We start from the raw sequence: 24096 nt of genomic DNA, 5'->3' as shown, positions 1-24096 counted from the left end.
CTGACCCGGCGCGCCCCTCTGGGTCTCGCGGGTCGTCACCCACGCCGGAGTCGCCGATTCTACCGTCAGTGCGCCGCGGCTCCGGGTCGACGCGGGATCAGGTGCATGACGGCGACGATGAGGGCGCCGACCACGAGGCCGAGGAGGGCCGATGCGAGGGTGTTGACCAACCAGGCGAGGAATCCACCGATACCGGCCACCCCGCCGACGGTCTCCTCGAGATGGTGGACGAGGTCGTAGGGAGCGTGCCAGCCGAGCTCGTCGATCCCGCCGAGGAGGATGTGGCCCCCCACCCACAGCATCGCGGCGATGCCGACGGTCGACAGGACACTGAGCAGCACCGGCATCGTCCTGACGAGGGCCCGCCCGATCGTCTGGGCGCCGGAGGAGGAGCGCTGGGAGAGCCGCAGGCCGATGTCATCCATCTTGACGATGAGTGCCACGACGCCGTAGACGAGCGCGGTGATGAGGAGGGCGACGATGATGAGGATGACCAGTCTGGAGACGAACGGCTCGTCAGCCACCTCGTTGAGGGCGATGACCATGATCTCGGCCGAGAGAATGAAGTCGGTGGCGATGGCTCCAGAGACGATCGACTCCTCCTGCTTCTCGTCGATCGCTGCGGCAGGCTCCGCCTCCTCGTGGCCCGACAGGGCCTCCCAGATCTTCTCGGCCCCCTCGTAGGCGAGGTACGCGCCACCGACCATGAGGATCGGCGTCAGCAACCAGGGAAGGAACTGGCTGAGCACCATGATCACCGGCAGGATGATGAGCAGCTTGTTGCGGACGGAGCCGAGGGCGATCCGCTTGATGATGGGCAGCTCACGCTCTGCCTGGAGGCCCTGGACGTAGCGCGGCGTCACCGCCGTGTCGTCGATGACGACACCGGTCGCCTTGGCACTTGCCCGCGCTGCGGCTGCACCCACGTCGTCGATCGAGGCCGCGGCGAGCTTCGCCAGGGCGGCGATGTCGTCGAGGAGCGCAACCAGTCCACCTGCCATGGGCTACATCGTAGGTGGCCGTTGCCGGGAGGCTCGCTCTAGCGAGCGCCTCTGAGCAGTCTCACGTGTGGCGAGGTCGCCGGGTCGTAGCCCTGGCCCAGGGCGAGGTACGTGGCCGCGAAGTCGGTGAGGGCGACGTGCGACGCGACTCGCAGCAGGGGGTCATCGGAGACGGCGTCCACGAGGGAGACCCGGACTCCCGCGTCCTCGGCCGCCGCGACGACGGCGTCGGCGAGGACCTGCGGGTCCGTCCCGGCCTCGGAGGCGTGCCGGAGCATGACGAGCCGGAGGGGTGGGCGCCGCGGACCGTCGAGGTAGGGGTCGGCGAAGATGTCGTCCTCCTCGACCGACTCCCCGCCTGCGAGAGGCCCGTCGAAACAGGCGACCACCTGGCTCGCCGCGTCCGGCAGGACGCCGGATGCGACTGGCACCCGGCCGGTGCGGCCGAACATGGCGACGGCTCGACGGGCGGCGACTCCGCCCAGGTGCCCGGATCCGAGGACGATGGCGGACGACTCGATGATGTCCATCGCCAAGGTCTTGGCCGGGTTGTCGAACGACTCGGTCGATGGTCCGACCTCTGCGGCCCGCTCGTCGAGGACGTCGGCGAGGGCGTCGACGGTGGCGGTCGACACGCTGGCGACACCGAGCGCGTCGGCCGCGAGCAGCAGGGGCGTGGCATGCGCCCACATCGCGGTGCGTGACGAGGATTCGGGCATCGCCAGCGGGACGTGGATGCCGCGCGATTGCGCGCTCAGCTCCGCCAGGGGTGAGTCGGGCGCGCCGACGGTCAGCACGGTCGCACCGCGACGAGCTGCTTCGGCCGCGAGCGCCAGGGGCCCCGTTGCCCGGCCCGACTGCGAGACCGCGACGACGAGGTCGAGGGCCCCCACCCAACCCGGCAGCGGCGCGCTCGTGCAGCTCTGCACCGGGATGGCACCGCCCTCGCGGGCGACCGCCTCGAACAGCTCTGCCACACAGGCCGACCCGCCGGTCGCAGCGACCACGACACCTCTCGGCCTGACGTCGCCCAGCCGTTCCAGCCCAGCGCTCGCTGATGCCTCGAGAGCCCGCCGGACGCTCGCACCGGCGCCTGCCAGGGCGCGGAGTGTCCCGCTGGCGTCAAGGCGCTCGAGGGCGTCGAGGTCGTCGAGTCCGGACTCTTCGAACATGCGGCTCAGGTGTTCGTCGGGCGGGCGAGGTCCACGAGCAGGACGGGCACCCCCTCGTCAATGGGGTACGCCAGCTGGCATACGGGGCAACGCAGCTCGGCTGCCTCGGGGCCCTGGTCATCGGTCAGCTCACCCTTGCAGCGGGGGCAGCGCAGGATCTCACGCAGCCAGGGTTCGATCGTCTCCCGCTGCTCGCTGATGTCGCTGTTCATTCGGGCAGCTCCTCCTCGTCACGGGCTGGGGCGGCTGCGCCCCGGATGAGCCCGAGGACCTCGTCTCGGACCCGGATCATCGTCTCACGGTCGCCCGCCTCGACGTTGAGCCGCAGCAGCGGCTCCGTGTTGGACGCGCGAACGTTGAACCACCACATCTCACCGGCGGACTGCGGGGCGGTGACGGTGAGCCCGTCCAGCTCGTCGATGCCGGCCCTCCTCACGTCCGCCCACGCGCGCACCCGCTCGACGATGCTGGACTGGTCCTCGACCGTCGAGTTGATCTCGCCCGAGGAGGCGTACCGCTCGTAGCTGCGGGCGATCTCGGCCAGGGGGCGTTCCTGTTCGCCGAGGGCAGCGAGGACGTGAAGGGCCGCGAGCATTCCCGTGTCCGCGAACCAGAAGTCCCGGAAGTAGTAGTGCGCCGAGTGCTCACCGCCGAAGACAGCGCCGATTCGCGCCATCTCCGTCTTGATGAACGAGTGACCGACGCGGGCCCGGACGGGGGTCGCGTCGTGCTCGCGGCACACCTCGGCGACGGCGGCGCTCGAGATGACGTTGTGGACGATGGCCACGTCACGCTCGCCCGCCTCCCTTGCCCGGCTGATCTCGCGCGCCGCGACGAGGCCCGTGATCGCGCTCGGGGACACCGGGTCCCCGTCGGCGTCGACGACAAAGCACCGATCGGCATCGCCGTCGAAGGCCAGGCCCAGATCCGCGCCGTGGAGACGCACGGCCTCCTGGAGGTCCACGAGGTTCGCCGGGTCGAGCGGGTTGGCCTCATGGTTCGGGAAGGTGCCGTCGAGCTCGAAGTACAGCGGCACGATCTCCAACGGGAGCGGCGGCAGACCGGCAGCCGTCCCGAGGACCGCCGGCACCGTCAGACCGCTCATGCCGTTGGCGGCGTCGACCACGACCTTGAGCGGTCGGGAACCACTGAGATCGACGAGGCTGCGCAGGAAGGCGCTGTAGTCCGCCAGCATGTCCCGGACCTCGATGGTGCCACGTGCCGTCCGGGGGGCGGGAAGCCCGGAGCGCCCGTCGAGCAGCCACTGCGCAAGGTCGCGCACCTCGGCCAGACCGGTGTCCTGCCCGACCGGTTGGGCGGCCGCACGGCACAGCTTGATCCCGTTGTACTTGGCCGGGTTGTGGCTGGCGGTGAACATCGCACCCGGCAGGTCGAGCGCCCCGGTCGCGTAGTAGAGCCCATCAGTCGAACAGAGCCCGATGAGCGTCACGTCGACGCCTCGTGCGGTGACGCCGTCCGCGAAGGCGGCCGACAGGTCCGGCGAGCTCGGGCGCATGTCGTGCCCGATGACGACACGATCCTTCCCGTCCGGGATCGCGATGACCTCGGCGAATGCGACGCCGAGCGCACGGGCCACGTCCGCCGACAGCTGCTCGGGGACGAGCCCACGCACGTCGTAGGCCTTGACGAAGTCGGTGAGTACGGGCACGGCGACGACCTTAGTCGTCACGAGTCCCTGAGGATGCGCAGATGCCCCCGCCGGCGGGCCTCGACGATGCCGGAGCCCGCCTCGGCGCTGGCCTGACCTCGTGGCGTCGGCCCCTGTGGCACCTCGTCGCCGCCGGTGCCCGTCCGCTCGGCCGTGGCAGCCCGGCGGTGAGACCCTGGCCGTCCCGCCTCTCGCACGGCATCGGCGAGCGCCAACAGGTCGTCCGCAGCAAGGACCGGCTCGGAGAACTCCCCGCCGACGCGCACGACGTTCCAGCCGCGAGGTGCCGTGAGCCGCTCGGCATGGTCCCGACACAGGTCATACGTGTGCGGCTCGGCGTAGGTTGCGAGCGGCCCGAGGACGATGGCTCGGTCAGCGTAGGCGTAGGTCAGGGTGGCGACGGCGGGGCGAGCGCAACCGGTCTTCGAGCAACCACGTGTGAGACCCACGATCGTGGACTCTAGTCGGGTCGACCGGCCCCGACGACACACCACGCCGAGGCAGCCGCTCTAGAGTGTCGATGTGAGCACGAGTCATCGGCAGGTTCCGGCTCAGACCTCGCGGTCCCGCCGGCGCGACCGCCACGGCCGTGGCCCGCGGGGTCCCTTGGCCTGGCCGCCGGTGCCGGCGATGCCGAGTCGCAGGGACCGCTTCGACGACTACGTTCTCGACGCCGCGGCACGTCTCGAGGCAACCTGTGGCAGAGCGTTCCCCGCAGTGGAGTTCGCCGTCGAGGACGTCCCGCGCGGACCGGCGCCGTGGGAGCACCGCGAGGTCCCGCTGGGGCGGCTCTTCCCGGCCACGGGCAGTCGCCCGGCCCGCATCGTCGTCTATCGGCGTCCGGTCGAGACCCGCGTGTCCGACCCGCGTGACGTGGCCGCCCTCGTGGCCGACATCGTCACCGAGCAGGTGGCCGGGCTGCTGGGCGTCTCGCCCGAGGAGCTCGACCCCGGCTTCGGCGACTGACGTCGCGGGGACGGGACGGTAGGACGGGACCGAGCCCAGCGGCATGCCGCTTGGCCTTGGGGGTGGCCCGCCGCGCACCGGTCTAGCGGGTGACCTGGCGCACCGGGACGGCCGTCTCCGTCGTCGGCGCGCTCCGGACCGGGACGACGGTGTAGTACGGGACGCCCTTGTCGCCGAAAGCGACGGTGACCGCTGCCCGGACGTCCCGGGCCCTGGTCGAGACCCAGATCCGGTCAGCAGGGCCGAGCGGGACGCTCACAGCGGTCAACGGCTCGACCCGCGTGTTGACGCGTCGCTCGGAGTCGCCGCTGCCGAGTGTCGTGGTGACGTCTCCCCCGGCAGGCCCCCCGACCAGATGAAGGGTCCGGGCTTCTCCCGGGCGCACCGAGCCCGGGATGACCACACCTGCGCTGATGGCGATGGGTGGCAGGGCGGGAGCCCACCCGAAGTCGCCCTCTCGGTCGGATCCGGTCGCCTGCCGGCGGTCGGCGAGGACCGCGGCCGTCAGGGGTCGATCCGACGTGATGCGTAGGCCGCTCGTCCCCATGGCGAGGGTGAGGGGGACGTCGAGCGTCGACCCAGCACCGACGCGGACGGCCCGGAGCTCGGCCGGCTGCACGGGGCCGCGTGCCGTGAGCACCGTCACCCGCGCCAGGGCCTCGGCGTCCCCTGGGTTGACCAGGCGAAGGACCAGCTCCCCCTCGCCCGAGGGAGCGGGCTCGACACCAGCGATCATGAGGTCTCGCGACGGCGCCGCCGCCGCCGTCGCATCGTCGGCACCACGTGCCGTCGCGCCATCGATCCAGGCGTCGCTGAGCACCGCGGACACGACGCCGCCCGTCGCGATGACGTGGACGCCCGGCCGGAGCTCGTCCGGTGCCAGGGCGTCGAGGGACATCGACAGCCGCGATGCTGGAGGGATCGAGACGGAGCTTCGCTCTGAGGCGTCGATCGGCCCCTCCGCACCGAAGACCTCCACCCCCACGCTGACGGCATTGGCTCCGGGGTTGGTGATGACGAGCCGCTCGGTCCGGGAGGCGCCGCCTCCCCCTGCGACGAGCCACACGTCCGCGCTGGGCTCGAGGCAGGGTGTGAGGACGAAGCCGCGATCGTCGTCGGCCGTGCGCAGCCAGCTCTGGGTGGCAGCGAGGCCGGGCGCGAGGCCACCCTCACCACTCACGACCACGGGGGCGTCCCCCTCAGCCTGTGCGGCGACGGACTCGAACCGCGCGTCGGTCGACGCTGTGGTGCGGCCCGACGGGTCGAGCACGGAGACCTTCCCGGACTCCGGTGCCGACCGCGGGAGGCCGACGAGAGCAGCCTGCGGCGCGGCCGCAGCGGTCACGTGCACGGTTCCCGCCACGTCCCGCATGCCCTGGGTGCCGACGCGTTGCTGACCGGGGCAGACGAGCGCCGCCGACTCGACGAGCACCTGTGACACCTGCGGCAGGCCGGCGCGGTCGGTCGGCGCTGCGAGCTGAACGGTGCCCTCAGCCCTGGTCGCTCCGATCGCCAGCCCGGTGGCTGCCACGGCGATCACCGCGGGGCGGATCAGCCCGGGCCGCCATCGCAGCCACCTCTCCCTGACCGGGGGCGTGGAGAACTCGTCGTCGGTCGGTCCCTGTCGACCGGGCTCGTTCACGACCTGGACCTCCTCGACCGACGGTTGCCGAAGGGCAGGGCCATGAACACGACGAAGACCAGCGCCACGCCCTGGGCCACTCGCCACCAGGGCTGGTACGCGCCCAGGTCGATGCGCAGCCGACCCCCGGCCGGCGGCAGGTCGTAGCTCGGCTGGGTCTGTCCGGCCACGGGCGGCAGGCGTCGGCCGTCGATCTCCACGGCAGCGTGCCGTGCCCACTCGGACGGCTCCGCGACGACCAGCCGTCGGGGACCGGCAGCGGCAGGGATCCACTCCTCCGCAGCAGCGTGGGGACCGTGCGTGGGCACGACGGCGATCAGACGCCCGTCGGCGTCGACGATCCGAACTCTGGACGGCGCCGCGACCGACGTCACGCCCGGGGCGCTGCGAAGCGGCTGGACCTTCCACAGCATCCCGTGCTCGCTGGCTCCGAGCCGGGTCAGTCCTTGGGTGGCGTCGAGCCGCCGGGTCAGCGGGGCGCTGCTGTCGGCTCGGGCCTGAACGAAGCCAATGCCCCAGTGCGCCAGCTCGGATGCGTCGAGCACATCGGTCGAGCGGCCGCCGACGAGACGCGCCACCACGTCGACCAGGGGCCGGTCGTCCGCCGTGGCGGGGCGGTCGAGGTCCCGCAGCAGGGCACCGGGCTCCCGACCGGTCAACACGAAGTCCACCACCTCGGTGGAGTCGCGAAGAAGCAGGAGCCGGTTGCTCAGCGGGTCGGTGGACTGCTCGATGGCCACGGCCGGCAGCGTCGCCTCCCCCACCGTCAGGGTGGGACCCGTGCCGGACATCCCCCACTGGGCCAGGGTGGCCAACACGGGAACCACGACAAGACCGCCCACGCTCATCGCGCCCACGGCGCTCCAGCGTCGCGATCGCGTGCCCTGCGCAGGCACGGCACGCCACCGTCGACGGAGCACGCGGCTGCCCATGAGGACACCGATGAGGAGACCTGCGACCCAGAGCTCGAGCCCGATCCCCGTCCAGGGGTGCGCAGCCGCCGACTCGCCCACCCCGGTCTCGGCCGAACCGACGACGACGCGCCCGGAGACGAGCGCGGCGGCGAGCCCCAGAACGGTCAGGACGCTCGCGACGCCCACGCCAACCCTCTCTGCGCGGCTCCGTCCCCGCACGGCATAGCCGAGCGCTCCCAGTGCGACGAGAGGGGCGAGCAGGAAGGGCAGGAGGGAGGCTGCGAGGGGGTTCGCGGGAGGGCCAGCCTCTCCAAGAAGGATCCTCCAGGGCTCGGGCGGCACCGCGGTCGACAGCAGGCCCGGTCCCGAGAGAAGCAACCGCCAGTCTTCGACGACACCGCCGACCCACGGCCCCAGCAGGGCTGGGGGGACGACCAGGAGCACGAGCGCGCGCAGGCGGCGGGCGCCGGGCCCGACGAGGAGCAGGCCGAGCGCCGCGGCGGTGGAGACGACCAGCAGGGGTGGGACGAGAGCGCCGAGCAGCGAGGTGCCGAGCGCAGTGGCGAAGGTTGCGGTGTAGGTGCCGTGCCGCTGGGCCGCGAGGGCGAAGCCGGCGAGGACGAAGGGAAGGAGGACGTGTCCGAGCGCGGCCGTCACCCGTCCCTCCGCGACGGCCATGGTCAGCACGGACGAAACCCCCCAAGCGAGCGCGACCACCGCCCGTGCCACGCGCGAGTGGGTGACGACGCGCGCGGCGAGGTAGGCCGACCACACCGAGAGGACTGGTGCGAGGAAGAGCAGCCACGCGATGGTCACACCGGCACTCGAGCGGCTCTGAGCCACTCCGGGGAGGAGTTCCGCCACCCACGTCAAGGCGGACAGGATCGCCAGGTGCGGGCTGGTGTCACCGCTCGAGCCCAGACCGGCACCGTGCCACGAGTCCCGATACGCGTGCCAGAGTCCCGACGAGTTCGTGGCAGCAGGGCTCAGCTCCCCTCCGGCAACGCCGGTGCGGGTCGGCGACAACGCGCCCGCACGGATCGCGTCACGCCACGCCAGTCCGGCCACCACGAGCATCGTGACAACCGCCAGGAAGCCGGGATGTCTCGCGATGCGTTGGGGCAGGGCCGGCGGGAGAAGACCGACCGATTCGCCCTCGTCGGCCATCGGTCCCGTCTCGCTGGTTGGCGCGACCTCGCGCGGCGCCCGCTCGGGTGTCACGACGTCCTGGATGCGGTCCAGGGTGGAGCGCGCAGCTTCGGTGGGTGGAACGAAGACAGTCCGCAGATCCCCCCGACCCAGCCGCCGCGTGCGCCGGCCGCGCCACCGCGCTCCCAGGATCGAGACAGGGTGCAGGACGGCCGTGGCCTCGCCCAGCTCGCTCAGGGCTGCTCGCGGCCGTTTCGCGAGAAGGAGGAGGACCGCGGCACCAAACGTCGACAGCACGATCCACAACGACAGCAGGGGCAGGGCGGCGAGCGAGCACCGGGCCAGGGCCACGTGCCGAGCCGCGCGCCGGGTCCGTCCCTCGGACGCTCTCGCACCGGCCCATCCGTGCCGCTCGTCGGGTCCGACGCCCTGGTCGTCCTCATCCCCGGACGACACTCGAAGGGTCGCCTGCGGCACGACGATGACTCGGTATCCGGCGAGCTGTGCCCGCCATCCCAGATCGAGATCGGCACCGTCTCGCTCGAACGACCGGTCGAAACCGCCCAGGTCGGCGTGGACGTCGCGACGAAGGAGCATGCCCTGCGTGCTCACTGCGAGGACATCGGTCCGCTGGTCGTGCTGGCCCTGGTCTGACTCTCCGGGCTCTGGCGAGGCGATGATGCGACCAGTCCGCGTTGCCTCGATTCCGAGTGAGACGAGCAGGCGCGGGTCGTCCCAGTCGACGATCTTGGGACCCGCGATCCCCGCCGACGGCGACGTGCGGACCGCATCGAGCAGGCGCGCCAGCGTCGTCGGCGACGGCCTCGAGTTGCTGTGCAGCACCCAGAGCCACTCGGGCAAGCGGGACGGTGCGCGAGTCGAGCCATTCTCGGCGGTGCGCTCACGGGCCGGACCTGATGTCGCATCGACGTGTCCGGCGCCGAGGTCGATGGCTCGCCCGATGGGGACCGGTTCGTCGATCCGGAGGAACGTCACCTCGGGGATGGCCTGCCGCACCCCGGAGTGCGCCCGCGCCATGGCAACGGACGTGTCCGTGCTCGCCACGTCGACGATGAGCAGTCGGTCGGGCGGGACGGTCTGGGCGGCGATGCCATCCAGGCACTCGGTCAGCCAACGACGACCATTGCACACGATGAGCAGGGCGCTCACGGAGGCGCGGGGGTCGGCCGCTCGTCCCATGGAGGGGAGGACGGACGAGGCGGCAGCCCCTGCGCCGGCCGTGAGACTCTCGCCCCGGCTCAGCTCGTCGGGCACGGCGTGCTCCTGCACCCGGGTACCACTGCGGGTCCCGGGCTCGGCCCTCATGCTCAGACCGCGCGCTTCTTCAGCTTGCGGCGTTCGCGTTCGGAGAGCCCGCCCCAGATGCCGAAACGCTCATCGTTGGCCAGGGCGTACTCGAGGCACTCGGCGCGGACTTCGCAGCCCACGCAGACCTTCTTGGCCTCCCGGGTGGAGCCGCCCTTCTCGGGGAAGAACGCCTCCGGATCGGTCTGGGCGCAGAGCGACCGCTCCTGCCAGGAGAGCTCGCCCTCCTGCCCGCCCACATCAGATATCACCAGTACCAGCTCGTGCATGACCCCTCCTCGACCCTGACTTCTTCTGTCAGCACTGCCTATCCCTGCGTGCCTCGCCGGCTGCCCCCCACAGGCCTTGGCCTGTCGGGCCAACTGGCAAGTACAACAATGAAATTACAAGCGTGTCATGCACCCCACGTCAAGCCGTATGGTGATATTTGCCCCCCAGGTGCGAGGTCTGGTAGTACCTGCGCTGTCGCACCCTGACCGCTGACGACCGAGCGGCCAGCTCCTGAGAGGATCGGCGGCATGCGCATCACAGCCTTGGCCGGAGGCGTGGGCGGCGCCCGGTTCCTCCGAGGACTCGTGCACCACCTCCAGGCCGCGTATCCGGACGAGCAGCCCCACGTCACCGTCATCGGCAACACTGGAGACGACATCACGCTCTTCGGACTGCGGGTGTGCCCCGACCTCGACACGATCCTCTACACGCTGGGGGGCGGCGTGCACGAGGGACAGGGATGGGGACGCGCGAACGAGACCCATCAGGTGTCCGCAGAGCTGGCCGAGCTCGGGGCTTCGCCCCAGTGGTTCTCCTTGGGGGACAAGGACTTCGCGACGCACATCTACCGGACACAGCTCTTGGCACGCGGTATGCCGCTGAGCTCCGTCACTGCCCAGCTGGCGGCCCGTTGGGGGCTGGGCGACCAGGGCGTGACGCTCCTTCCCATGACCGACACCCCGGTGGAGACCCACGTCGTCGTCAGCCAGGGTGGGGACCAGGTGGCCATCCACTTCCAGGAATGGTGGGTGCGTCATCAGGCCGCCCTCGAGGCCGACCGGTTCGTCGTCGCAGGACTGGACTCGGCGACCGCGGCGCCCGGCGTCCTCGAAGCCATCCGGTCGGCCGACGTCGTCCTCCTGCCACCGAGCAACCCGGTCGTGTCCATCGGGATCATCCTCGGGGTCCCCGGCGTGCGCGATGCCATGCGTGGCACGCGCGCGCCCGTGGTTGGCGTATCTCCGCTCGTCGGGGGGCGACCCGTCCGGGGCCACGCTGACGTGTGCCTGAAGACGATTGGCGTGGACACCACGAGCGAGGCGATCGCCGGTCTCTACCAGGACTTTCTCGACGGCTGGCTCGTCGACTCAGAGGATGCGATGGCTCGGTCCGGGACGAGGTCCGGGTTGGCCCTGGTCGCGCGCCCCCTGCTGATGAGCTCGATTGCCGCCGCTGCGGAGATCGCCGGTGCAGCGCTGGACCTCGCACTGCGCGTCGCCGGGGCCCCGGATGAGGCGGAGCCGCAGCCATGAGCCGCTCGAAACCAGCGCTCGCCCCAAGCGCCTCCCCGATCACGGTGACTCCCCTCCTGGGCATTCCCGAGGTGACTGAGGGCGACGACCTGGCCGACGTCGTCGACGCGGGGCTGGCCGGCTCGGGCCTGCGCCTCGACGACGGAGACGTCGTCGTCGTGTCGAGCAAGGTAGCGAGCAAGTCGCTCGGCCTCGTCACGCATCACCCGGACAAGGACCGGGTGGTCGCGGCCGAGACCGAGTACGTCGTGGCCGAGCGCGCACTCCCCGACCGGGTCGCGCGCATCGTCCGCGCCAAGGCGGGACCGATCATGGCGGCAGCAGGGGTCGACGGCTCGAACACGGGCGAACGCGGCGGCTGGCTGCTCCTTCCCCATGACCCCGATGCAGTGTGTGCGCGCTTGAGGGACGAGCTCGCCCGACGGCACGGAGTGCGCATCGGAGTCATCCTGAGCGACACCTCGGGCCGCCCATGGCGCATTGGACAGGTCGACTTCGCCCTCGGCGTCCATGGCGTTCTCGCCACTGACGACCTCCGAGGCGGTGTGGACGCTGATGGCAGGCGGCTGGAGGTCACGACGCGAGCGCTCGCAGACGAGATCGCCGCGGCGGCCGACCTGGCCAAGGGCAAGGTCCATGCGGTGCCGGCTGCGGTGGTCCGCGGCCTTGCGGCGTTCGTTCCGATGACGGACGACCCGGCTGCCGTGCGCGGGCGAGACCTCGTCAGGTCAGGACCCGACGACTGGTTCGGCTATGGCCGGGTGGAGGCCGTCCGGGCCGCCCTGGGTGTCGAGCCCGGCACGACCGATGCGGACGCCGTCGGCATCCCTCCCGCCTCGCACAGCGACTCCACGCGTCTCGATGCGGTCGGGCGGGCCGTACGCGCCGCACTCCACGGGGTCGACTCGGGCAGCGCCGACCTCGGACGGCTGTCGGTCACCCTGAACGCTGACACGGCCTTCGAGCTGGGCCGGCTGACGGCCAGACTCGAGGCCGCGCTGTGGTGCGAGTGGTTGCGCGGGACCCCCGGGCAGCCGAGCGCCGACGGCCTGTCGGTCGTCGTCGAGGTCACCGGGCTTCCCCACCGACACCTGCCCGCACCCCGCTGATCGCGCCGCACCGGAACGAGCCGACAGGACCAGCTGAGCGGGCCGGATCCACGCCTCGCCCGGGCCACGCCTGGTCAGGCGACGGTGAAGACGACCTTGCCGAACACCTCGCCGTCGACCATGCGGGCGAAGCCCTCCCGGGCCTCGGTGAGCGGCATCACGGTGTCGATGACCGGCTCGATGCCCTGCTGCACGATGAAGCGCGACAGATGTGCGAGCTCGTCACGCGTGCCCATCGTCGAGCCGACCACGCGCAGCTGTTTGAAGAAGATCTTGGTCAGCTCGGCCTTGACCGGCGCATCACCCGAGGTGGCCCCGGAGATGACGATGGTGCCGCCGGGGCGCAGCGAGTTCACCGAATGGGACCACGTGGCCGCCCCGACCGTCTCCATCACGGCGTCGACCCGCTCCGGTAAACGGGCCCCCGACTCGAACACCCGGTCCGCGCCGATGGACTGGGCTCTCTCGGCCTTGGTCGCATCCCGCGAGGTCGCCCACATCCGGTACCCGGCCGCGGCGCCGAGCTGGATGAGCGCCGTCGCGACCCCGCCGCCAGCCCCTTGGACGAGCACCGTGCCACCCGGCTTGACACCTGAGTTCGTGAACAGCATCCGGTAGGCCGTGAGCCACGCCGTCGAGAGACAGGCCGCCGCCTCCCACGTCAGGTCGGCCGGCTTGGGGACCAGGTTGCGTCGCGGCACGAGGACGTACTCGGCCAGCGTGCCGTCGTGCAGCTCGGACAGCAGGGTGCGCTTCGGGTCAAGGGTTTCATCGCCCTGCCATCCGTCCGACGCGACGACGGCGTGGACGATGACCTCGTTGCCCTCTTCGTCGACTCCGGCCCCGTCGCAGCCGAGCACCATGGGCAGGCGCTCCGCGGCAAGCCCGACGCCCCGGAGAGACCAGACGTCGTGATGGTTCAGTCCTGCGGTCCGCAGCCGCACCTTGGCCCAGTCCTCGCCGGGCTGCGGTTCCGGTCGCTCCCCGATGACGAGACCGGAAAGCGGGTCGGTGGTCGACTGGCTGGCGGCGTAGACAGCAAGCATGAGTGCACCCTAACGACCGCGCCCGAGTCGGCCACCCGCGGGATCGGCCGGGAGGGCCGGGACGCCGCTGGGCCTGGCGACCGGCCCAGCGGCATACGACCTGGGAGTTGCGTCAGCCGCTGTGCTCGGCCAGGCCCGAGACGGCCTCAGCCACACGCTTTGCGACGCGGTCGTCGAACACGCTCGGGACGACGAGGTCCGCGGCCGGCTCGTCGACGAGGTCGGCGATCGCGCGGGCGGCCGCCAGCTTCATCTCCTCGGTGATCGCGCGCGCGCCCGAGTCGAGCGCGCCCCGGAAGATCCCAGGGAACGCCAGCACGTTGTTGATCTGGTTGGGGAAGTCGGACCGACCCGTCGCAACAACCTCGGCGACACGGTGCGCGACGGAGGGGTGGACCTCCGGATCCGGGTTGGCCAACGCGAAGATGATCGCCCGCGGCGCCATCCGCATCAGGTCACGCTCCGGCACCGTCCCGCCCGACACCCCGATGAAGACGTCCGAACCCTCGAGCGCATCGCCGAGGGCGCCGGTCCGGCCGGCCCGGTTGGTGATGTCGCGGAGCGACACCTTGTGGTCGGGCAGTCCCAGTCGATCCGGGCCGATGATCCCCGACGAGTCCACGACGATGACGTCTCCGACACCGGCCCTGACGAGGATCGACGACACGGCGACACCGGCGGCGCCTGCACCGGACACGACGACGGTGAGGTCCTCGAGACGTTTGTCGACGACCTCCGCGGCGTTGTAGAGGGCGGCCAGGGCAACGATGGCCGTGCCGTGCTGGTCGTCGTGGAAGACGGGGATGTCCAGGCGCTCCTTGAGACGCTGCTCGATCTCGAAGCACCGCGGCGCCGAGATGTCCTCGAGGTTGATGCCGCCGTAGGTCGGCGCCATCCGCGCGACCGCGTCGACGATCTCGTCCACCGTGCCGGTCTCGAGGCACATGGGGACGGCGTCGACGTCCGCGAAGTGCTTGAAGAGCACCGCCTTGCCCTCCATCACCGGCATGGCTGCGAGCGGGCCGATGTCACCGAGGCCGAGGACGGCGGTGCCGTCGCTGACGACCGCGACGGTGTTGCGCCTGCTCGTGTACCGAGCGGCCAGGGTCGCGTCGGCCGCAATCGCCCGGGAGACCTTCGCCACTCCCGGGGTGTACAGCAGGGCCAGGTCGTCGGCGTCACGCAGGGTGGAGGTCGCGTGTACCCCGAGCTTGCCGCCCTCGTGCGCCCGGAAGACCGGGTCGTTCACGTCGACGGGCTGGCTGACGGGAAACGCACTCATGAGAGGAACTCCTCGTTCGCATGGGATGAGCATCGACAGGGCACCGCGCCCTGACGGGAATGGCAAGGGCCGCGGGTCTGGCCTCTGGTGCAGTATGCGAAGCGGGGGTTGCCCGAACGCGGACAGTCTGCCACACCGCACGGCCCTGAGGACACGTGCCGACCGACATCGTTGTGGTGCGAGTGCCTACGAGCGTCGTCTGAGACCGGGGTCACTCGATGCCGATGGCTGGGCTGCGTCGAGATGGCGAAGGAGCGCGTCGACGACGTGGGGGTCGTACTCGTACCCGAGGCCGAGGTAGATCCGCTCGAGGGCGGCGTCGCGCGCCGTCCGGCTCGGGGACCCTTCGCTGAGGTCCTCATAGGCGTTGACCACCTTGATGATCCGGCTCGTGAGGGGGATCTCCTCTCCGAGCTCACGGAGCTGGCGATAGGGCGTCGCCTGGTGCTCCAGGATCTGCGCAACGTCGTCGAGGACGCCGGTCTCGCCCACGATGGCCAGCGTGTCCGCACCGATGCGCCGCTGGTCCGCAGGCGCTGCGAGGACGGTCGCGCCGCCGGGGATCGGGTCGACCAGCGCGACCTGGCCGATGTCGTGCAGGAGTGCGGCGTACTCGAGATTGAGCAGCTCCCGCTCGGGCAGGCCGAGCTCCCGGCCCACCCCGACAGAGGTCGTGGCGACCCGCTCGGAGTGTCCCGCCGGTGTGTAGCCCGCGATGTCGGTGAGCCGTGCCAGGGTCCGGATGCTCTGCAGATAGGTGGCCCGGATGCTGACGTATCGGCGGAACGCGAAGAGCGTCAGCACCAGAGGTGACAGGAAGAGCGGTACCGCCGGAGCCCCCAGAGGCGGGACCGCCAGGGCGATGAGCACACCGGTCACGGCGACGGCTGCGGAGAGGGCGAAACTCGACCGCAGCTCGTCCTTCAGCGTCTGCCACCACGCGGCGCGGAGCAGAGCACGTGCGGTCGTCGTGACGAACGCGTCAACGAGCAGTCCGACGAACGCGATCGCGAGCATGAGCACCGCGCTCCGCCAGGGCTCCAGCCCGTCGTCCGTGACTGGCTCTCCCCGGGTCTGGCCAAGATGGATTCCGCGGTAGAGCAGGGCGGCGACGGCGATGCCGATGAACCGGCTGGCCGCCTCCACGGGGTTGACCGGGCGCCCCGTCAGGTCCCTGGCGAGCCCTGCGACGGTCATTGCCATGGCGGTCACCGCGAGGACGAACACCGAGCCGTAGGACACCCCCCTTCCCCCGGGCAGCTCGGCGGCGAAGACGAAGCCCAGTGCCGCGGCGGTGGCGATCGGGGCGGAGCCCCGGAAACGGGGTCCCGCCAGCTGGAACCACTCGCCGATGAGGATGGCGGCGGCGAACGTCCCGACGAGCCCTGCGGTGCCGGTGTCGGCCCAGGCCGGGGAGTCCGCGGACAGCAGGATCAGGACGGCGCAGAGGGCAAGCGCCCCACCAGTGACGCCGTAGGGCGCGAAACCGCGTCGGCGCTCGACCGTCGTCACGATCCCACCTCGTCTGGTGGGGGCCACCCGTGCTTGCCGAGCACGGTGCGCAGGGAGGCGAGGACGGCAGGGTCGAACCGGCCGCTGTCCGCCTCGATGAGCTGGACGCCCCGCTCCGGCGTCATCGGCTCACCGTCACCGTCCGGCTGGGTGAGGGTGGTGAAGCAGGCCGCAACGGACACGACGCGCGCGGAGAGCGGGATGTCCGCCCCGCTCAACGAACCGGGGCCGCCGCGGCCGTCGAAGTACGCGTGCTGATGGAGGATGCCCGCGCGCGCCTCGTCGAGGAAGTCGATGCCCTCGATCATTCGCGCCCCGATGACACCATGCCCTGCGAGCATGCGCAGCTCCTGCGGGCTGAGGTCCTCCACGGGACGCCGCAGGGTCCGTGCCGGGACGGCCAGGTGGCCGATCTCGTGGAGCGTACCGGCCTGGCGGACGGTGCCGATCTGGTGCGGTCCGAGCCCGAGGTCCTCGGCGAGCCACTCGGCCAGCCTGGCCGTGCGACGGCTACGCTCCACCGCTGCCGGCTCCTTCTTCCCCAGCGCAGTGACGAGGGTGTCCAGAGTGCGCCGGTGCGAGCGCATCTCCTCGCCGTACTGGATGAACGCCCAGCGCGCGGCGAGGAGTGGTGCGAGGACGAGGACGGCGCTGAACGGTCCGAGATCGGCAGGAAACCACAGGACCACGAAGAGGAAGCCGATGATGCCGTAGCCGACGTAGGCCCATCCTGAACCACTGAGGACGCGGCGCACCATGACGGTGAACGGGACACCTTGGTAGAAGTGGATGACCCCGGCGAGGAGCACCGCGTTTGTGAGGCAGCCAACGACGTCCGCGACGAGGATCGGGATTCCGACCTCACGAGTGATGGTGATCGCCCCGGACATGGACGCCAGGTCGCGCTCACCGCCGGCGAGGAGGTAGGCCAGTGCCCCCACCGCGCCGATGATCCCCGTCATGGCGGTGTTGAAGATCATCTGGGCCCAGCGCAACCGCCCGCGGTCGGTCGCCATCGAGACCAGGCCGACTAGCCACGCGCCGAACGGGCCGACGATGACGCCGGCCGCCAGCAGGATGATGCTGTTGAACGAGAACCCGATGCGCGAGCCGACGTCCGGCTCGCGCAACCGATAGCTCAGGGTCGCCATGGCAGCCAGGATGACGAGTGGCCCCAGATCGGGAAGCCCAAACACCCGGTAGGTGTACACGCCAATGGCGATGGACCCGACGACAGTCAGAAGGATGAAACCATGAAGCGCCCACGACCCGGTGTGCTGTCGTCGGACAAGGCTGGAGCGGGACAGGACGCTCATCTACGTGGGAACGCCGATGAGCCGACGATCATGCCAGTGCGGGAATCAGGTCCCCCACGTCCACGTGTCGGTGCCCAGGACCGTCGTGACAGCGGCGAGGACGAAGGGGCTCACAGCCAAGGCGGTGAGGAGTTTGCGCAGCATGGGGGCTCCTAATCTGTGACACAGGCTCAAGGGCACAGCGAGGGGAGGTGCCGTTGGATGCATCGGTAACAGACTGCCAAACTTCCAGGCGTTTGCGGGCATCGAGACTGGCGACAGTGGATTTCTTTACCAAGTCCTTAACGTTCGTGGGGGCCCGGGAACCGGCAATGTGGGCAGGGCGCACGATCCTGAGCCGATGCGTCCGATTGGGGCCTCATGCGGTCACTGTGGAAGAATTGACGCCTCGTGGCCCCAACGGGTCACGACCACGCAGCACCACCGACGAAAAGAGCCGAGATGAGCAAGCGCGCCCGTAAGCGCCGCTCCCGCAAGGGCAACGCCGCCAACCACGGCCGCAAGCCCAACGCCTGAGCAGCGATCGAGAGACCAGTCAGCGACCCGTCCCGCCGGGGTTCGACCCCAGCGGGACGGGTCGCTGACTGCGTTCGCGACCGAGGCGGGTCAGCTGCCGTCGATCCGGTACACGGTCGTCGAGATGCGCGCCATGATCGAGGTGCGGAGGGTGTCGGGCGCCCGCTCGGCGCTGCAGGACCGCTTGATGAGGGCCTTGAGCGTCGTGTCCAGGTTGTACTCGTTGAGGCAGGGACCGCACTCGTCGAGGTGCGCCGCGATCTTCGCGCACTCCGAGGGTCCGAGCTCGCCGTCGAGGAACTCGTAGACCCGCAGCAGCGCCTCCGAGCAGTCGGCCTGTCGTGCCGCTCGCGGGTCGTCGCGCTCGCCCTTGTCCATCACCGTTTCCCTCCAGCCCCGCCTGCAGGGACGAAGCCCCGCTCGACGGCGTAATCGGTCAACAGCTCCCGAAGCTGGCGACGCCCACGGTGCAGCCGGCTCATCACGGTGCCGATCGGCGTGTCCATGATCTCGGCGATCTGTTTGTAGGAGTAGCCCTCGACGTCCGCGAAGTAGACCGCGAGCCGGAACTCCTCCGGGATCTCCTGGAGGGCTCGCTTGATGTCGCTGTCGGGGAGGTGGTCGAGCGCCTCGGCCTCTGCGGATCGCAGCCCGGACGACGAGTGGGACGCCGCCCTCGCGAGCTGGTAGTCCTCGATGTCGGCCGAGTCTGCCTCGAGCGGTTGCCGCTGCTTCTTGCGGTAGCTGTTGATGTAGGTGTTCGTGAGGATGCGGTACAGCCAAGCCTTGAGGTTGGTGCCCGGCTTGTACTGGTGGAAGGCGCCGTACGCCTTCGCGTAGGTCTCCTGCACCAGGTCCTCGGCGTCGCTGGGATTGCGCGTGGTGCGCAGGGCGGCGCTGTACAGCTGGTCGAGGAGCGGCATCGCCTCGCGCTCGAACCGCGCGCGCCGTTCCTCTTCCGTCTCGGCGGCGACGTCCACTGCACTGTCATCCGGAGGGGCCGACGCGCCAGGCGCTGGGGCATCGACGACGGAGATCGCCGAGGTCGGATCGGTCTGCTTGTCCTTGCTCATCGCTTCCCACCCTAACCCCGGGGGAAGCGTCGCCCGAGCGGTCGCGCGTGCTGTCGCTTCCGGGGGGCAGGTGACCATGCTGCTGAAACACGAGTCACCCGGGGAGCATTCCCGCAATCCTCGTCAGCGCCTCGACGAGCGCGGGCCGCGCCCCCTTCGGGAAGCTGTGCGCACCCTCGACCTCGAGCAGCTCGGCCCAGTCAGGGACGTAGGGCGCCAGCTCCTCGGGCGTGCCGAACGGATCGCGCGTCCCCTGCACCAGCCAGGTGGGGTCGGGCGCGAGTGCGAGCTCGGCGTCCCGTAGCCGGTCGGGCCGGCCCGCCTGACCCGGCAGGTGGAGCGGGAAGCTGAGCAGCAGCCCGGCGTCGGCCCGCAGCTCGGCGGCCGTCCGGCACGCCACGCGGGCACCGGCGGACCGGCCCCCGACAACGAGTGGGGACGGAAGACGCCCGCGTCCGGACATCAGGGCTGACACCATCGGCACCCACGCGGCATCGAGGGTCGGCGGGCGCCCGGCCACCCGGCGTCCCGCGACGAGCCACGGTTGCTCGACGAGGACGACGGTCCAGCCGGCTCCGACGAGAACCTCGCGGGCCACTGTGAGGTCGAGACTGCGCATCCCACCACCGGCCCCGTGCCCGAGGACCACCGTGCCGCGGGAGCGAGCTGGGCGGCATACGTGCGCCCGTCCCGGACCCTGTGGAGTGGGCAGCTCGCGCACCTGCTCGACCACGCGCGCGACGGCGCTCACTCCCCGATCACCTCGCCCGTCATGGGGTCGACGACCCCGACGAGCTCCTCGCGAGGGGCCGGCTCGAGCAGGCCAGGGCCGTTGCTCGACGTCGCGCCGACGGCGCGGCCGATCGGGTATGCCTCGAACCGGCCCGGCTGGGCGAACTCGAGCAGCGCACGCACCACCTCGGGGTCGTTCTCGGCCGGGTCGAGCCACTGCTCCCACTGCTCCGGCTCGAGGACGAGCGGCTGCCGGTCGTGGATTCGGTCCATGCCCGGGTCAGCCGCGGTCGTGATGATCGTGAACGTCGTGAGCCAGGCGTCCGGGTGGCCGTCGGGAAGCTCTCGGTCGCGCCAGAACTCGTAGAGCCCCGCGAAGCCGACCTTGGCGCCGTCCGCCCGGTGGATGAAGAAGGGCTGCTTCCGCGGCTTGCCCTTGACGTCGACCGCGGTCGGGGACTTCTGCCACTCGTACCACCCGTCGGCCGGCACGATGCACCGCCGAGCGAGCGCCGCCTTGGCGAAGGCACCCTTGCCCAGCACCGACTCCGCCCGGGCGTTGGTCATCCGTTGGCCCAGCTTGACGTCCTTGGCCCAGGCGGGCACCAGGCCCCACGTCAGCAGGCGCAGCTGCCGGGTGGGCTCCGGCGCCTCGGCGGCCTGCTCGGGCACCTTCGGCGAGCGGGTCAGGACGACGAGCGCCTGCTTCGAGGGGGCCATGTTCCAGTCCGGCTCGGCGGGCGCTGGATGCTGCGGGTTCTTCAGGATGCTGCGGGTCGGTTCGTCGGAGCGGTCCTCGTCGATGTCGAACGCCTCGATCAGCTCGTCCGGCCTCGCGCTCGCGGCATACCTCCCACACATGGGCATCAGCGTATGCCGCTGGGCTGACTCCCCGGTCGACCGTCGTCCCAGCCCTCCCGCACCCCCACCCCGCAACACGCCCGGCTCTGTAGAACCCCCGGCTGAAATAACCGCAGGAGTAAGGGACTGCCGGGCGTGTTGCGGTTGGGGACGGTTGGGGGACGGGCGGGGGTGCGGTGGCGGATGCGCCGGATGTGGTGGGTATGTCGATAACGTAGGCATCACACCAGGAGGAATCCCGATGATCGTTCGTCGTATCGCTCGCCCCATGCTCGCCTCGGTGTTCATCGCCGCCGGGATCGAGGCGCTGCGCCATCCGGCCCCGCGGGCCAAGCGAGCGGCCCAGCTGCTCGACACCGTGTCCGCCCCATCCGCGGTGCAGCAGGATCCTGACCTGTTCGTTCGTGTCAACGGCGCCAGCCTGGTCGGCGGGGGTGTTCTCCTCGCCACCGGACGGATGCCCCGTCTTGCGTCGACGCTCCTGGCCGCCTCGGTCGTCCCCACCACGGCAATCGAGCACGCGTTCTGGGACGAGACGGACCCGGAGAAGCGTGCGCAGAGTCGTAGCCTGTTCTTCAAGAACGTCGGCCTGCTCGGCGGCCTGCTGCTGGCCAGTGTCGACACCGCCGGCAAGCCCGGACTTGCCTGGCGGGCCCAGCACGCCACCAAGACCACGCGCCGAGAGGCGCGCCACGCCAAGCGGGCAGCAGCCCGGGAGGCCCGCCTTCTAGCCCATCGAGCCCAGGACGTCGTGAGCTGACTTGAGTCCCGCCGACCATTCCGCCTCCACCGATCCCGCAAGCCCAGCCAGTACGCGCAGCACCGGAACCCCCTCCACGACAGTCCCAGGGGACTGGTCGGCCCCCACCCCAGCAGGACCGGTAGACGCCACCGTCGCGCTTCCGGGGAGCAAGTCGCTGACGAACCGTTACCTCGTCCTCGCCGCGTTGGCGAGCGACCGCTCGCGCCTGCGGGCGCCGCTCCGGTCTCGAGACACGCTCCTCATGGCCGATGCGCTGCGCGCCCTGGGGGTGGGCATCGAGGATGTGCCGCCCGAGGGCGAACCGCTGGGCAGCGTCACCGCCGTGCAGGACTGGCTCATCACCCCGCCCGACCGCCTCCGCGGGGGCGCCGCGATCGACTGCGGCCTGGCTGGGACGGTGATGCGCTTCCTCCCTGCCGTTGCGGCCCTTGCTGACGGCCCGGTCCGTCTGGACGGTGACGCCGAGGCCAGGGTCCGACCGATGGGCCCGGTCATCGACGCGTTGCGGGTGCTCGGCGTCGAGCTCGAGGACTCCGAGGGCTTCCTGCCGCTGACCGTCCTCGGCCGCGGCCGGGTCCCCGGAGGGTCGGTGACGATGGATGCCTCGGCGTCATCGCAGTTCATCTCCGCGCTGCTCCTCGCCGGAGCGCGCTACGACGAGGGCATCACGGTGCACCACGACGGCAAGCCCGTTCCGAGCGAGCCGCACATCCGCATGACCGTCGAGACGCTGCGCGACGCCGGGGCCGTCGTCGATGACTCCGAGCCCAACACCTGGCGGGTGGAGCCCTCCGAGATCAACGCCCTTGACGTGTGGATCGAGCCGGACCTGTCCAACGCTGGGCCGTTCGTGGCCGCCGCGCTCGTCACCGGTGGCACCGTCCGGGTGCCCGGTTGGCCGCAGTACACGACGCAGGCCGGGGACCTCATGCGCGAGATCCTCGACACGATGGGCGCTGACGTCCGGCTCGACCGGACCGGCCTGACCGTGAGCGGCACGGGGGAGCTCGTCGGCATCGACATCGACCTGCACGACGCCGCCGAGCTCACGCCCACGGTCGCCGCGCTCGCCGCGCTGGCCTCCACTCCCTCGTGGATCCGCGGCGTCGCCCACATCCGGGGCCACGAGACGGACCGCCTGGCCGCCCTGACCAGCGAGCTGGGCTCCCTCGGCAGCAGGATCACCGAGACCGAGGACGGCTTGCGCATCGCCCCGGCGCCGCTGCGCGGCGGACGGTTCCGCACCTTCCACGACCACCGGATGGCGACCGCCGGGGCGATCCTTGGGCTCCGGGTCCCCGGTGTGGTCGTCGAGGACATCGCCACGACGGGCAAGACGCTGCCCGACTTCGCGGGACTATGGGCCCGGATGCTGTCCGGCGACCGCGCCGCCAGCGCCGCACAGGGCCGGGCGACCGCCGGGGAGCCAACCCGATGAGCTGGCGGGACCTCGACGAGGACGACATCCGCGTCCGCCCACCGCGCAAGGGGTCGAGGGCCCGCACCAAGGAACGGCCGGCCCATGCCGACGCCGTCATCGGCAGGGTCGTCGGTGTCGACCGGGGCCGCTACACCTGCCTTGTCCCGGCCGGATCCGGTACGAGAAAAGGATCACCGGGTGGGTCGACCGGGGGGACGTCGACGGAGCCGGAGAGGCTGGTGACCGCCATGAAGGCTCGCGAGCTCGGCCGCACCCGCGTGGTCGTCGGGGACGAGGTCGCGCTCGTCGGCGACACGAGCGGTGGCCCCGATGCCCTCGCCAGGATCGTCCGGATCGAGCAACGCCAGTCCGTGCTCCGTCGCACCGCCGACGACACGGACCCCGTCGAGCGCGTCATCGTCGCCAACGCCGACCAGCTCGCCATCGTGACGGCGCTCGCCGACCCAGAGCCCCGTCCCCGGATGATCGACCGCTGTCTGGTCGCGGCCTACGACGCCGGGCTCGAACCGCTCCTCGTGCTGACAAAGGCCGACCTCGTCGACCCGGCCGACTTCCTCGCCACGTACGCGCCGCTCGAGGTCAACCACGTGGTCACTCGGCGGGACAACGGCGACATCTGTGGTCTCAGCGAGCTGCACGAGCGGCTCACCGGCCACGTCACCGTCCTCGTGGGCCACTCCGGCGTCGGCAAGAGCACCCTGGTCAATGCCCTCGTGCCCGACGCCCGACGGGCCATCGGCGACGTCAACGTGGTGACCGGCCGGGGACGGCACACGTCGACGAGCGCGGTGGCCCTTCGCCTGCCCGCCGGTGACGGATGGGTCATCGACACCCCGGGCGTGCGCTCGTTCGGCCTCGCCCACATCGACGTCGACCGCATCATCGACCACTTCCCCGACCTCGCCGCCGGCACGGACGACTGCCCGCGAGGATGCACCCACGACGAGGAGGACTGCGCGCTGGACGAGTGGGTGGCGCAGGGCCACGCCGGTCCAGCCGGGCCGGCCCGGCTGGAGTCGCTGCGCCGGCTGCTCCAGAGTCGCTCCAGCGCGGCGGACTACTGACGACTGCTGACGACACCGA

At 71.1% G+C, this 24096-nt stretch carries 23 protein-coding genes; 7 read left to right on the top strand and 16 right to left on the bottom strand.

Annotation, left to right across the window (positions count from 1 at the left end):
• Positions 1-65: 65 nt before the first annotated feature.
• From ABF401_RS19050 to ABF401_RS19030, 5 genes are read right to left on the bottom strand one after another with little or no spacing between them, the layout of a single operon-like run.
• A complete protein-coding gene (locus ABF401_RS19050; protein ID WP_353511158.1) occupies positions 66-1001 on the bottom strand; it encodes a DUF808 domain-containing protein in 936 nt (311 codons plus the stop codon).
• A gap of 38 nt (positions 1002-1039) precedes the next feature.
• Positions 1040-2173, bottom strand: a complete 1134-nt coding sequence (locus ABF401_RS19045; protein ID WP_353511157.1) for an SIS domain-containing protein — start codon at positions 2171-2173, stop codon at positions 1040-1042.
• 5 nt (positions 2174-2178) lie between these two features.
• Positions 2179-2385, bottom strand: coding sequence for a Trm112 family protein (locus tag ABF401_RS19040; protein WP_353511156.1), 207 nt, complete (start codon positions 2383-2385; stop codon positions 2179-2181).
• Complete coding sequence (locus ABF401_RS19035; RefSeq protein WP_353511155.1) at positions 2382-3863, bottom strand: phosphomannomutase/phosphoglucomutase; 1482 nt, start codon at positions 3861-3863, stop codon at positions 2382-2384. Before ABF401_RS19035 ends, ABF401_RS19040 begins: the two co-directional genes overlap by 4 nt.
• Positions 3860-4291 carry a DUF3499 domain-containing protein gene (locus tag ABF401_RS19030; protein ID WP_353511154.1) on the bottom strand — a complete coding sequence of 144 codons (432 nt, stop codon included), beginning with the start codon at positions 4289-4291 and terminating at the stop codon, positions 3860-3862. The genes ABF401_RS19035 and ABF401_RS19030 overlap by 4 nt, the downstream gene beginning before the upstream one ends.
• Before the next feature lie 181 nt (positions 4292-4472).
• Here ABF401_RS19030 and ABF401_RS19025 point away from each other — a divergent pair, with 181 nt between their 5' ends.
• Entirely contained in the window at positions 4473-4808 is a 336-nt protein-coding gene (locus ABF401_RS19025; RefSeq protein WP_353511153.1) for a metallopeptidase family protein, read from the top strand.
• Positions 4809-4890: 82 nt separating this feature from the next.
• On the opposite strand, the gene ABF401_RS19020 is transcribed toward ABF401_RS19025, so the two are convergent.
• From ABF401_RS19020 to ABF401_RS19010, 3 genes are read right to left on the bottom strand one after another with little or no spacing between them, the layout of a single operon-like run.
• On the bottom strand, positions 4891-6450 hold the full coding sequence (locus ABF401_RS19020) for a DUF5719 family protein (protein WP_353511152.1): 1560 nt from the start codon (positions 6448-6450) through the stop codon (positions 4891-4893).
• Complete coding sequence (locus ABF401_RS19015) at positions 6447-9839, bottom strand: glycosyltransferase (protein WP_353511151.1); 3393 nt, start codon at positions 9837-9839, stop codon at positions 6447-6449. Before ABF401_RS19015 ends, ABF401_RS19020 begins: the two co-directional genes overlap by 4 nt.
• Before the next feature lie 2 nt (positions 9840-9841).
• Positions 9842-10108, bottom strand: coding sequence for a WhiB family transcriptional regulator (locus tag ABF401_RS19010; protein WP_331930137.1), 267 nt, complete (start codon positions 10106-10108; stop codon positions 9842-9844).
• A gap of 249 nt (positions 10109-10357) precedes the next feature.
• Between ABF401_RS19010 and cofD the strand changes: the two genes are divergently transcribed.
• Complete coding sequence (gene cofD, locus ABF401_RS19005; RefSeq protein ID WP_353511150.1) at positions 10358-11362, top strand: 2-phospho-L-lactate transferase; 1005 nt, start codon at positions 10358-10360, stop codon at positions 11360-11362.
• Positions 11359-12471: a coenzyme F420-0:L-glutamate ligase gene (locus ABF401_RS19000; RefSeq protein ID WP_353511149.1), complete on the top strand. Its 1113-nt coding sequence runs from the start codon at positions 11359-11361 to the stop codon at positions 12469-12471. The genes cofD and ABF401_RS19000 overlap by 4 nt, the downstream gene beginning before the upstream one ends.
• Before the next feature lie 74 nt (positions 12472-12545).
• Here ABF401_RS19000 and ABF401_RS18995 read toward each other — a convergent pair whose 3' ends face one another.
• From ABF401_RS18995 to ABF401_RS18980, 4 genes are all read right to left on the bottom strand, one after another.
• Positions 12546-13517, bottom strand: a complete 972-nt coding sequence (locus ABF401_RS18995) for a zinc-binding dehydrogenase (protein WP_353511148.1) — start codon at positions 13515-13517, stop codon at positions 12546-12548.
• A 112-nt stretch (positions 13518-13629) separates the two neighbouring features.
• A complete protein-coding gene (locus ABF401_RS18990) occupies positions 13630-14799 on the bottom strand; it encodes an NAD(P)-dependent malic enzyme (protein WP_353511147.1) in 1170 nt (389 codons plus the stop codon).
• A 186-nt stretch (positions 14800-14985) separates the two neighbouring features.
• Positions 14986-16311, bottom strand: a complete 1326-nt coding sequence (locus ABF401_RS18985) for an HD-GYP domain-containing protein (RefSeq protein WP_353511146.1) — start codon at positions 16309-16311, stop codon at positions 14986-14988.
• Entirely contained in the window at positions 16308-17462 is a 1155-nt protein-coding gene (locus ABF401_RS18980) for an HD-GYP domain-containing protein (RefSeq protein ID WP_353511145.1), read from the bottom strand. The genes ABF401_RS18985 and ABF401_RS18980 overlap by 4 nt, the downstream gene beginning before the upstream one ends.
• Before the next feature lie 606 nt (positions 17463-18068).
• Between ABF401_RS18980 and ABF401_RS20575 the strand changes: the two genes are divergently transcribed.
• A complete protein-coding gene (locus tag ABF401_RS20575; RefSeq protein WP_369791897.1) occupies positions 18069-18143 on the top strand; it encodes a 50S ribosomal protein bL37 in 75 nt (24 codons plus the stop codon).
• Between the two features lie 90 nt (positions 18144-18233).
• Here ABF401_RS20575 and rsrA read toward each other — a convergent pair whose 3' ends face one another.
• From rsrA to ABF401_RS18960, 4 genes are read right to left on the bottom strand one after another with little or no spacing between them, the layout of a single operon-like run.
• Entirely contained in the window at positions 18234-18521 is a 288-nt protein-coding gene (rsrA, locus tag ABF401_RS18975) for a mycothiol system anti-sigma-R factor (protein WP_353511144.1), read from the bottom strand.
• A complete protein-coding gene (locus ABF401_RS18970; RefSeq protein WP_353511143.1) occupies positions 18521-19294 on the bottom strand; it encodes a sigma-70 family RNA polymerase sigma factor in 774 nt (257 codons plus the stop codon). Before ABF401_RS18970 ends, rsrA begins: the two co-directional genes overlap by 1 nt.
• 16 nt (positions 19295-19310) lie before the next feature.
• Positions 19311-19967: an alpha/beta hydrolase family protein gene (locus tag ABF401_RS18965; protein ID WP_353511142.1), complete on the bottom strand. Its 657-nt coding sequence runs from the start codon at positions 19965-19967 to the stop codon at positions 19311-19313.
• Positions 19964-20809 (bottom strand): SOS response-associated peptidase, encoded by an 846-nt coding sequence (locus ABF401_RS18960; protein WP_353511141.1) that lies wholly within the window; start codon positions 20807-20809, stop codon positions 19964-19966. The genes ABF401_RS18965 and ABF401_RS18960 overlap by 4 nt, the downstream gene beginning before the upstream one ends.
• Before the next feature lie 241 nt (positions 20810-21050).
• Between ABF401_RS18960 and ABF401_RS18955 the strand changes: the two genes are divergently transcribed.
• Genes ABF401_RS18955 through rsgA form a run of 3 tightly spaced genes read left to right on the top strand, consistent with a single transcriptional unit; the run spans position 21051 to position 24077 of the window.
• Positions 21051-21569, top strand: coding sequence for a DoxX family protein (locus tag ABF401_RS18955; protein WP_353511140.1), 519 nt, complete (start codon positions 21051-21053; stop codon positions 21567-21569).
• Position 21570: 1 nt separating this feature from the next.
• Positions 21571-23010, top strand: a complete 1440-nt coding sequence (aroA, locus tag ABF401_RS18950; RefSeq protein ID WP_353511139.1) for a 3-phosphoshikimate 1-carboxyvinyltransferase — start codon at positions 21571-21573, stop codon at positions 23008-23010.
• On the top strand, positions 23007-24077 hold the full coding sequence (gene rsgA, locus ABF401_RS18945; protein ID WP_353511138.1) for a ribosome small subunit-dependent GTPase A: 1071 nt from the start codon (positions 23007-23009) through the stop codon (positions 24075-24077). The genes aroA and rsgA overlap by 4 nt, the downstream gene beginning before the upstream one ends.
• Positions 24078-24096: the final 19 nt, after the last annotated feature.

This window comes from Intrasporangium sp. (assembly GCF_040414665.1).
Taxonomy (GTDB): Bacteria; Actinomycetota; Actinomycetes; order Actinomycetales; family Dermatophilaceae; genus Intrasporangium.
This window is presented reverse-complemented; position numbering and strand designations above follow the sequence as displayed.

What these genes read in the sequence shown, in the direction of transcription:
- ABF401_RS19010 (WP_331930137.1), bottom strand. Translation starts at nt 10,108, where the DNA reads ATGCACGAGCTGGTACTGGTGATATCTGATGTGGGCGGGCAGGAGGGC.
- ABF401_RS18955 (WP_353511140.1), top strand. Translation starts at nt 21,051, where the DNA reads ATGATCGTTCGTCGTATCGCTCGCCCCATGCTCGCCTCGGTGTTCATC.
- ABF401_RS19040 (WP_353511156.1), bottom strand. Translation starts at nt 2,385, where the DNA reads ATGAACAGCGACATCAGCGAGCAGCGGGAGACGATCGAACCCTGGCTG.
- ABF401_RS18990 (WP_353511147.1), bottom strand. Translation starts at nt 14,799, where the DNA reads ATGAGTGCGTTTCCCGTCAGCCAGCCCGTCGACGTGAACGACCCGGTC.
- cofD (WP_353511150.1), top strand. Translation starts at nt 10,358, where the DNA reads ATGCGCATCACAGCCTTGGCCGGAGGCGTGGGCGGCGCCCGGTTCCTC.
- ABF401_RS19050 (WP_353511158.1), bottom strand. Translation starts at nt 1,001, where the DNA reads ATGGCAGGTGGACTGGTTGCGCTCCTCGACGACATCGCCGCCCTGGCG.
- rsgA (WP_353511138.1), top strand. Translation starts at nt 23,007, where the DNA reads ATGAGCTGGCGGGACCTCGACGAGGACGACATCCGCGTCCGCCCACCG.
- ABF401_RS18960 (WP_353511141.1), bottom strand. Translation starts at nt 20,809, where the DNA reads ATGTGTGGGAGGTATGCCGCGAGCGCGAGGCCGGACGAGCTGATCGAG.
- ABF401_RS18980 (WP_353511145.1), bottom strand. Translation starts at nt 17,462, where the DNA reads ATGGCGACCCTGAGCTATCGGTTGCGCGAGCCGGACGTCGGCTCGCGC.
- ABF401_RS18995 (WP_353511148.1), bottom strand. Translation starts at nt 13,517, where the DNA reads ATGCTTGCTGTCTACGCCGCCAGCCAGTCGACCACCGACCCGCTTTCC.
- ABF401_RS19045 (WP_353511157.1), bottom strand. Translation starts at nt 2,173, where the DNA reads ATGTTCGAAGAGTCCGGACTCGACGACCTCGACGCCCTCGAGCGCCTT.
- ABF401_RS19000 (WP_353511149.1), top strand. Translation starts at nt 11,359, where the DNA reads ATGAGCCGCTCGAAACCAGCGCTCGCCCCAAGCGCCTCCCCGATCACG.
- ABF401_RS19015 (WP_353511151.1), bottom strand. Translation starts at nt 9,839, where the DNA reads ATGAGGGCCGAGCCCGGGACCCGCAGTGGTACCCGGGTGCAGGAGCAC.
- rsrA (WP_353511144.1), bottom strand. Translation starts at nt 18,521, where the DNA reads ATGGACAAGGGCGAGCGCGACGACCCGCGAGCGGCACGACAGGCCGAC.
- ABF401_RS19025 (WP_353511153.1), top strand. Translation starts at nt 4,473, where the DNA reads ATGCCGAGTCGCAGGGACCGCTTCGACGACTACGTTCTCGACGCCGCG.
- ABF401_RS18970 (WP_353511143.1), bottom strand. Translation starts at nt 19,294, where the DNA reads ATGGTCACCTGCCCCCCGGAAGCGACAGCACGCGCGACCGCTCGGGCG.